Origin of the sequence: Microcoleus sp. BROC3 (genome assembly GCF_036702515.1) — a bacterium.
GTDB lineage: Bacteria > Cyanobacteriota > Cyanobacteriia > Cyanobacteriales > Microcoleaceae > Microcoleus.
This window is the reverse complement of the sequence record NZ_JAUBTQ010000109.1, coordinates 1-8,569: the sequence shown is the minus strand read 5'-3', so window position 1 is coordinate 8,569 and position 8,569 is coordinate 1. Positions and strand designations below refer to the sequence as shown.

Annotated in this window: 11 protein-coding genes; all 11 read left to right on the top strand. The window is 48.8% G+C overall.

Annotation, left to right across the window (positions count from 1 at the left end; all coding sequences use genetic code 11):
* A partial coding sequence (locus QUB30_RS32340; protein WP_333342228.1) for a hypothetical protein occupies positions 1-409 on the top strand: 409 nt, incomplete at its 5' end.
* Entirely contained in the window at positions 409-927 is a 519-nt protein-coding gene (locus QUB30_RS32335) for a hypothetical protein (protein WP_333342227.1), read from the top strand. The genes QUB30_RS32340 and QUB30_RS32335, both read left to right, overlap by 1 nt.
* The gene (locus QUB30_RS32330) at positions 927-1,148 is read left to right on the top strand and encodes a hypothetical protein (protein ID WP_333342225.1); all 222 of its coding nucleotides are present in this window, start codon (positions 927-929) and stop codon (positions 1,146-1,148) included. Before QUB30_RS32335 ends, QUB30_RS32330 begins: the two co-directional genes overlap by 1 nt.
* A complete protein-coding gene (locus QUB30_RS32325; RefSeq protein WP_333342223.1) occupies positions 1,145-1,405 on the top strand; it encodes a hypothetical protein in 261 nt (86 codons plus the stop codon). Before QUB30_RS32330 ends, QUB30_RS32325 begins: the two co-directional genes overlap by 4 nt.
* On the top strand, positions 1,405-1,668 hold the full coding sequence (locus tag QUB30_RS32320) for a hypothetical protein (RefSeq protein ID WP_333342221.1): 264 nt from the start codon (positions 1,405-1,407) through the stop codon (positions 1,666-1,668). The genes QUB30_RS32325 and QUB30_RS32320 overlap by 1 nt, the downstream gene beginning before the upstream one ends.
* Entirely contained in the window at positions 1,659-2,219 is a 561-nt protein-coding gene (locus tag QUB30_RS32315; protein ID WP_333342219.1) for a hypothetical protein, read from the top strand. The genes QUB30_RS32320 and QUB30_RS32315 overlap by 10 nt, the downstream gene beginning before the upstream one ends.
* Before the next feature lie 877 nt (positions 2,220-3,096).
* Positions 3,097-6,504: a plasmid replication protein, CyRepA1 family gene (locus tag QUB30_RS32310; RefSeq protein WP_333342218.1), complete on the top strand. Its 3,408-nt coding sequence runs from the start codon at positions 3,097-3,099 to the stop codon at positions 6,502-6,504.
* Between the two features lie 28 nt (positions 6,505-6,532).
* Complete coding sequence (locus QUB30_RS32305) at positions 6,533-7,228, top strand: tyrosine-type recombinase/integrase (protein WP_333342216.1); 696 nt, start codon at positions 6,533-6,535, stop codon at positions 7,226-7,228.
* 48 nt (positions 7,229-7,276) lie between these two features.
* On the top strand, positions 7,277-7,441 hold the full coding sequence (locus QUB30_RS32300; protein ID WP_333342214.1) for a hypothetical protein: 165 nt from the start codon (positions 7,277-7,279) through the stop codon (positions 7,439-7,441).
* Between the two features lie 212 nt (positions 7,442-7,653).
* Entirely contained in the window at positions 7,654-7,956 is a 303-nt protein-coding gene (locus QUB30_RS32295; protein ID WP_333342212.1) for a hypothetical protein, read from the top strand.
* Between the two features lie 32 nt (positions 7,957-7,988).
* Positions 7,989-8,291, top strand: coding sequence for a flagellar alpha dynein (locus QUB30_RS32290; RefSeq protein WP_333342210.1), 303 nt, complete (start codon positions 7,989-7,991; stop codon positions 8,289-8,291).
* The last annotated feature ends 278 nt before the right edge of the window (positions 8,292-8,569 follow it).

Below are 8,569 nucleotides of genomic sequence, written 5' to 3'. Positions count from 1 at the left end.
ACAAAGCGACGGCTACCCAAAAGGGACAGCCGCAAACCTTAATATTGCTGCGACCCGATTTGGTAATGGTGTCCGCCGCATAGATTCTCTTCGAGAGCTTGCCTATGATTGCGGCCTTACCGCAGAGGAAGCCAAAAAATATGGAAAACTCACAGCGACAGCAACATGGGAGAAGCTGTTGACTTCGCACGGGTTGGAGTTTGAGTCTAAAGTCGAACCGCTTGACACAGGGTTAAGCAGTCAAGAAAACCCGCGCCAGATTAATTTGATTGATTGGATTGACTGGACGCAAGCTTTTGCCCTAGCTCTTGCATCGGTTGGCTGCGCTTTGCTGATTTTAGGATTGTTTCCCCGCATCAACCCGCTCAACTTACTCCCAGTAAAAATCACAATTCAGGTAGGTAAATAATGAGTTTACAACTACGCTTATTCGGCGGTCAATCCGACGCGCCCAAAGATGGTGGCAAGCTTGCCATAAACGACGGCGGCCACGCAATCGACAAATCAAAAGTTTTGGCCGCTACCGATGCGGGCGTGATTACCCCACAAAATCCCGGTGATTTCGGGTCAATCCGTACAGCCCCGGTAGTTCCGGCTCCTCAATATTTCGATAAAGAGCAAGCCGATGCGCTAAAGAAACTAGCCAAGGAAAAGACCGAGGGTGCGAGGCACTCAAAAAAGGCTTACAAATCCCTAGGCAAGATTGAGAAGGCCGATGCTACCGTGCATCGCAGCCATCGGAAATATGAAGGTGATGTAGCCGTTAACGAGCTTGTAAAAGTGCGATCAAATGCCAGCCTAGCTAAAAAACTGCACGGTTTACGTCCCGGCTATGCCAAGTTAGGCATGGGGATTGACAAGGCTGAAAACAAGGCACGCACTGCCATCGACGCCATCAAAGCTCAACTGATCGGGGGGGCAAACTGATGGAATATATGTGGCTTGCTGGCAAAAAAAAAGAAGTGAAGAAATTGGTAAAAGCTTTAAGAGCTAATGGCTTCACCTTTGACCTTGCCCACTTTGTGGAAATAAGCGGTTCCCCTTATGGGCGCGACCGATGCTCCTACACCTTGGAGAATTTACGCCCGCCCGCCGTAGCTACTCCTCAGCCCCGCCCGTGGGATGCAGTGCTAGGAGGTAAAAAATGATTCTGCAATTACTTAAAGCTTTGATGCGATCGCCTGAAGGTCAAGAAATCAAATACTGGCACAACGGCTATTTTGTCCGCATCTTCAAGGAAGAGTACGGCACGGGATGGCAGATTTACCGGGACGATAAATTTACCTATCAGAACGGGCAATTTGTGGATTTGATTGATGGTGGCGTGGCTGAATCTGACGCTGAGGCTTACCGCTCTGCTGAAGAGTATATCGAAAATTGCTTGCGGTTCCAGAGGGGTAATTAATGAGAGCGGCAAGCTTGGCAAACTATTTTATTGCCGGGTGTGCCGCTTCCTCCCTTCTGGGATGGATAGCGAGCTTGCACCCGATGTCATTCCGAGCGATCGCATTTTTGGCAGCAGCAAGCTTTATTCTCTGGGGCTTGTGCTGGCTGTTGGATTTCTCGGTTAGCTCTTGGCTCAAGATTTCTGTGCAGAATTTACAAGCCTTGCTTCTGGCTTCACTGGCAGCAGCAATCGTCGGTGCGGGGGTCTACTTATGCTCCTAAAGCTGATTGTTTTGTCGGGAAGTGCGATCGCTCTTTGGCTCACTCCCCTGGTTGCCCTGGATAAAAAAGTTACGTGGCACAAGGCAATTCAGGGATTGAGTCTGGGCGGTGCGGTTGCCTGTGCGATCGGTGCGGGCAATATTGCGCGGAGATTGGCAGAGGAGATTGAGATTGAAACCATCAAAACCAGGGCAATTAAGGCAGACATTGTTGACGAGATAAGCACTTCCGCTTATATCAGCCAGCAGCAAAGACAACAGGAAGCAGAGCAAATTCTTGCTTCCCCGACTACCGATGTGGAAGAGGCTCGGCAAGCGCTGGAAGCTGTATATAGCGCTGATTCCGAGGAAGTGGACGTAATCGCTACCACTACCGCTCCTGAGCCTACAGCCCTAGATAAATCGTTGTATGCAGAAGTCTGTGAAGCGCGGAAGGTGAATAAATCTACCACTTGGATTATTGAGAACATTCTCAAGATGAAAGGCCGCAAATTCTCAGAGGGCAAGCTCAAACTTCAGAGCCTGCTTAGCCAATTTGAGGCGAGCGAGTGACGCAAAAAAGAGGGAATTTTTTGGGGGAAAATGCAGCCCCCGAAACGCCCTCAAATTAAGGCTTTAGAAGCCTATATTAAAAATTCAGACCTATAGGTCTGTAAGACTACTGCATCTTACTGAAAATTAAGGAGGCGCGATGCCTGTAAGCGAGCTTGTGTTTAGCAGATTTCTATCAGAATGTGATCGTCCCAGATGGGGCAATTTCAGAGGGGGCAAAATCGCTCAAATGAAGGAGTCTATTTGCGTATATTAAAATTTCAACCCTATAGGGCTGTAGTAATTTTGCAGTATATTAAACGCCAGCCCGCGCAAGGCTTCTGAGTTCCGAGGTTTCAGGGTACGATCGCGACTCTGCTGTGAAGTGTGTAATTTCTGCCTTTAATTAATAGTTGAAAGCTATCTAATCCTGACTTGATGCGGGAATCAACGTCTTAACTAAAACTTTTCTTCCTTCATTGCATTCTATTAAGAAATCCTTTAAGTCACCAATGTAACTTGCCACATCTTCGCCAAGATGCCGTTACACCCTATGAGAGGTGACTGTTTGAGCTACCACTCCTATTAGTAGAAGGAGCAAGGCAAAAAGTCTTACGCACGTGCTAACACCATTTGTCAATTAAAAAATAGAAATCATTTAATTGAAAGTTTGTAGTACCATTTGATCCAATGGGTCAGCCCAAGGCCCTAACATAAAAACTGCTAGCTCCCCAAAGAGGAACCAGCAGACGCCCCACTTCCCACCAAGGAAGCTACTCAATTTAGTTATTCAATTACTTTATCTCATATGTGAAGTCTTATTTGAGATAAGGTTCAAATCTCTGGGGCGTCTGATTTTCTTGGGTGCTAACGGTTCTCACATAAAGAGAATTGTTCCATGATATTAGCACAAGACACACCCTCACAAAGTATAAATTTAAGCTACCAAGATTGCGTAACAGAATCTGAGCTTCTGCCTGAGCACCTGCAAGAATGGCTTGACAGCGGTGTTGATTTAGAAATCATTATACTTAACGTCCGCAGCGTTAGGGGCAAAGAGCTTTTCGAGATACTTAACCCTAAAGTCACAGCGACACAAAGTGGCACGGGAATTAGAGCCGGGAAAGTACGCGCCAAGCTAGACGACTGTATGGAGTCTGTGGCTTTAGAGTGCCACGGCCGCGTCAAGGCTACTCACGGGCCGCTAGCCAAAAAAGGTAAGTATTTAAATTCAAGCGGCTACTACGACAAGGCTGGACGATACATCAAGATTGCTTGCCGCCCGACTTTCTTGAGAATACCGCTGCGTATCTGGCAAAAAATAGCCGATCGCTACGGCGTTAGCATTTACGAAAACCCAGTGATTGACGGCGATGGCGCTGCGATCGGATTTTGGGCTTGGGTGCGCGATAACAATATTCCTATCAAATTTGCTGAAGGTGAGAAAAAGGCAGGATGCCTGCTCACTCTGGGTTATGCAGCAATTTCTTTAAACGGCATCTGGATGGGTCGCCGCGTAATTTACCGGGAATCAGACGGCAAGAGAATCGGCGAGCGATTGCACGAAGATTTACAGGAATTCGACACGCCAGGGCGCGAAATCACTTTCGCCTTTGACTGGCGCGACGGGCAATACTTTCAGTCTGTGGAGTTCAAAGCGGCGCGGGCTACTGGGGAACTGCTGCAAAATGCGATCGCAAAAATTGCTATATTGCCGGGCCCTGATAAAGGAGTTGACGATTTCTGTGTTGGCGGCGGGGATGTTGACGCGGTAATGTCGGCCGCTAGAAACATTGATGAGATTCAGAAACAATTTTTCTCGTGGCTCGGCAAGGAAACCAGGAAAAAAGCTTGGGCGCTGACTCACCCGATCGCGTGGGAATGTCACCAGCGTTATCTTGATATTCCGTATCCTGAGTCAGGACTCATCTGTATAAAGTCACCCAAAGGTTCAGGGAAAACCTACGCACTCAGAAAACTAGCGGCCAAAGCTCAGGCAGAAGGTCGTAAAGTCGGAGTCCTTGTACACAGAATTGTTTTAGGGCGGGCAATCTGCCAAGTTGTAGAAATTCCTTGGATCGAGGAAATGAACAGCGACGGCGATCGCAAAATTGAAGGCAAAGCTCTAGGACACGGACTTTGCATCGACAGCTTGCACGCAACATCTCAAGCATTTTTCGATCCGCTCGCTTGGGAAGGCGCGCTGATTATTATTGATGAAGTCGAGCAAGTTTTCTGGCACGCACTCAACTCCTCAACTTGCAAGGACAATCGGCAAGCGATTCTTTCCAGTCTCAAGCTTTTGCTCCAAACCGTACTGAATTCTGGCGGCCAAGTTTTGTTGCAAGATGCCGACTTAAGCGATATGAGTATCGATTTTGTTCGCGAATTTTCTGGAATTGATGTCGCGCCTTGGATTGCCGTGAATCATTGGCAACCGTCTGAGCCGTGGCAAATAAAATTTTATGACACTCAACACGTCAAGGGTGGGACTAAAGACGATCCATCGGGGCTCCTCAAGGATTCAGTCGATCGTGTAACTTTTGGGGGCAAAATCTGGGTTAGCACCGATTCTCAAAAAGCTAAGAGCAAATACGGCAGCAAGAATTTAGAAAAATATTACCGATCGCGCTGCCCTGGTAAGAAAATCCTGAGAATAGATGCCGAGACTGTCGCAAACCCTGAACACCCTGCTTACCAATGCGCTGAGAAAATCCAAGGCTCTGAAAAAATCAAGGACGGACTAGCGGCGCTCTACGATATCGTGATTTGTTCGCCGTCGCTGGCAACTGGGGTATCGGTTGATTTGCGGGGGCATTTTACCGCCGTGTTTGGAATTTACCAAGGCGCAACCTCTGACAATGAAGTTAGACAATCTCTGGCACGGGTACGCGAACCGGTGCCACGGTTTGTGTGGTGTCGCCAGATTGCAGTCGGGAAAGTCGGTAACGGGGAATCAAATTACAAGGCAGTAGCCACATCTAAAGAGAAAGATTGCCGCTATAACTTGGCACTGCTTAAGGACTTTGACTTTGACCTCGACAAAGCTTACAACCCAGTAGTTTTGAAATTTTGGGCAAAATACGCGGCCCGCATAAATTCGTCAATTTGGAATTTTCGGGAAGCTGTGCGAGATGGCTTAGTCGCCGAAGGTCACGCCCTCACAGATTGCGGCGACGATGACCGCGACACCGCTGGGGAAATTAAGACGATTAGAATTATCAGTCAGGTTGAGGAAGCTGTCGCCGTGGCAGAGGCAGACGACATCGACCGTGAGGAATTCGAGAAGCTCGAACAGCAGCGCAGCAAAACCGACGCCGAACGGCATCAAGAGGAAAAATTCAGACTGAAGGAAATTTACAAAGTAGAAGTTACCCCAGAACTCAGGCAGCTCCATCAAGACAAATGGTTTGGGAAAATTCATCTTGAATATTCACTGACCCACAATCCAGATTTTGTTTGGATGCGCGATCGCAAAAGTATCGATTCCCAGATAAAGAGCGGCGACGGGCAACTCTGCCTGCAAGATGTCCGGCAAACCACGGGCAAGCTGAAAATTCACGAGCTCCTCAATATTTTGCAGTTCACAGACCCGACAAAGGAATGGAGCAACAAGTCGCCAGAGATTCTTGAGTTTGCAGGCAAGGCTTTGAAACTTGCAGCAGACATCAAACTCCTAACGGGCATCACAGTCAGCCCAGAGAAGGCGACAAAGAATCCGATCGGAGTCGTGGGAAGCTTCCTCGGTCAATTAGGACTCAAGCTCGCCGGCGAACAGCGCCGCGTAGGTGAAGACCGGGTGAGATTTTACAAGTTTGGCGGCGCCGCTTCTGCCAATTGCTTCGATCGCACTGGCAATAAAATCTCGGAGCCTGTAGGTTTGCGATCGGAAATTTTTGAAGCTTGGCAGCAACGAGATGAACTCGCTTTATTCGAGTTCCAGCAGAAAGGCATCCTAGCGGTTGAGGCTGATGTCACAGTGCAATCTAAATCCGCTCAGAGCAAGCACTCCAGCGATTTGACCTCAAAATCGGAGTCTGTCACACCACATTCTATAAATAAAGAAGAAATCAGTCCTGTGACAACAAACTCAACCGTAAAAACTCCCCCAGAACAAGAAGCGGGAAGCGGCTCGACAGCCGAGAAAGTTTGGGCGTGGTATCAGGTCAAGGCAGATTGGATTAAATGCCGGGTGCTGGGGCTTGTTGGGGACTGCTACCGACTGGAAGTTAAATCGATGGTTGGTGACGGCTTGGCAATCTTTAAAGCCTTCCCAGAGGACTTGAGATGGGAGGCTCCAAATTGATGTTTAATTGCTGCAAGGAGTTAGGAACATGGCGGTGAAAATAGACAGGCACGGACAAGCGGCGATTTTGTCGCACCCCGAGATAGAGCTGCTGTTTGCCGAAGGATTGCAGTCCGATCGCGATCGAGCTTTGTTCGGCGTCTGCCTCTACACGGCCGCTCGCATCGCTGAAGCGTGTTCGATGCTGTCGGAGGATGTCTACACTTCAGGAGGTCGAGTTCGAGCGTCTGTAAACATCAGGAAAGCGGCAACCAAGGGCAAACTAGCAACCCGCACCATCCCAGTGATTGAAGACTTGCGATCGCTCTTGACGCTCTGGCAACCCCACGCCGGCCCAATTTACCTATTCCCCAGCCGCCACCCCGGACACCATTGGCGGCACATCACCAGCGACTCGGCCGCCGTCATCCTCAGAGAAGCCTGCCAGCGAGTCGGCATTGAGGGAGCATCTACCCACAGTTTTCGCCGCACCGCCCTGACTCAAATGAGCAACGCAGGCATCCCGCTGCGAGTAATCCAACAAGTCAGCGGCCACCGCACCCTAACAGAGTTGCAGAAATATTTAGAAGTCAGCGATGCCCAAGTCAGGGGAGCCGTGAGCGCTTTGTCAATGCTTTCCTACAGCGGGAAACACAGGTTTCACGAGCTACAGCCTGAGTTTCCGTCTGTGCGGTCAACTCAATCCTCAGAGAACTTGAAAAGTCACGTTGTTGATGCTGACTAACCCTTTATTGAGAATAGCTAAAATGTCGGGATAGTTGATTTTAAGCCAATGACTAAAGCTACTGCTACTGCTACCGCTAAGCTTCAGACCGCAGTGCTCCCCGCATCGCTGGAATTTTTGAGGATTGAGAGTTACCGCCGTGGCATTACGATGGGGCAACTTATTGATGAATGGGTACAGTCCCGGTGCAGCGTGTCGGAAACCACTTCTTAATTGATACGGTAGAATGAGCTCGTTTCGGTACGGTGGATCATGGCTTCCAAGCTTCGGCATTTGGGAGCTTTTTTGATACGCTCTTGCAGATGCTGTGCTAGACATTTGCTAGATATTTGCTAGACAACTGAAAAGAAATATCTACAAACCACTAGACAAGTGCTAGACACGGTGCTACTATGTGTCTAGTAGTAACTAGACAGGTGCTAGACATGACAGACAGATGCCAGCTTAACTTGAGATTGGACGGGCGACGCGAGTTACTGGAAACAATCAAGGAAGTAGCAGCAGCCGAAGGGTTAAGCGTAAACGCTTGGGTAGTGCGAACTTTAGAGATAGCCGCCAATTCCCCCGCAACAGCACCGATCGCAAAATCTGAGACAACATCAGCAACAGCACCCGCAATCCCAGACATAGAACCTGTGCTAGACACGTTGCTAGACATTAAGCTAGACACACTGCTAGCGGCTAAGTTCGCAGGGATTGAGGAACGCCTGGGAAAATTGAAAGCCTGAGCGAGGGCAACGATGAATCGCTCAGGCTTGAATTGAAAGCAGCTAACAAGCAACTTGAGGAATGGGACAAGGAACTCAACCAACTCCACGAGCGAAATGGGGACTTGGGACTTGAGGTGCAAAATTTGAAAGAAGAACTTGCGACAGTGAAGCGCTCACGGGATGAAATTAAAAAGTCGCCGCCGATCGCGATCAGTGTCGAACTCCCAGAACCGGCCGACTTACTCAATCAGTTGAAGACCAGGCGCAAAAAGTCTACTGCAACACTCGCAGACATCGAGGCGATTTTAGAGATGATTGAAAAGTCCTGTGACGACACATCCCGGGAAAATTAGGAACGTTCCCCGGTTCTGCCGGGGATTTCTCGCAGCACAAAACTTTACCGTTGTAGGGGTTGTATTTTTCTCACGAACCTGCGATCGTAAGTAACTAAGGAAGATTTGATATGCGCCCCTACCCAGTGTTATCAGCACTGAAGTAAGGACGAACTTCCCCAAATCGTTATCTAACAACGTTTGGAGCTTAAAAAGTATGGCACAAAGCGACGGCTACCCAAAAGGGACAGCCGCAAACCTTAATATTGCTGCGACCCGATTTGGTAATGGTGTCCGCC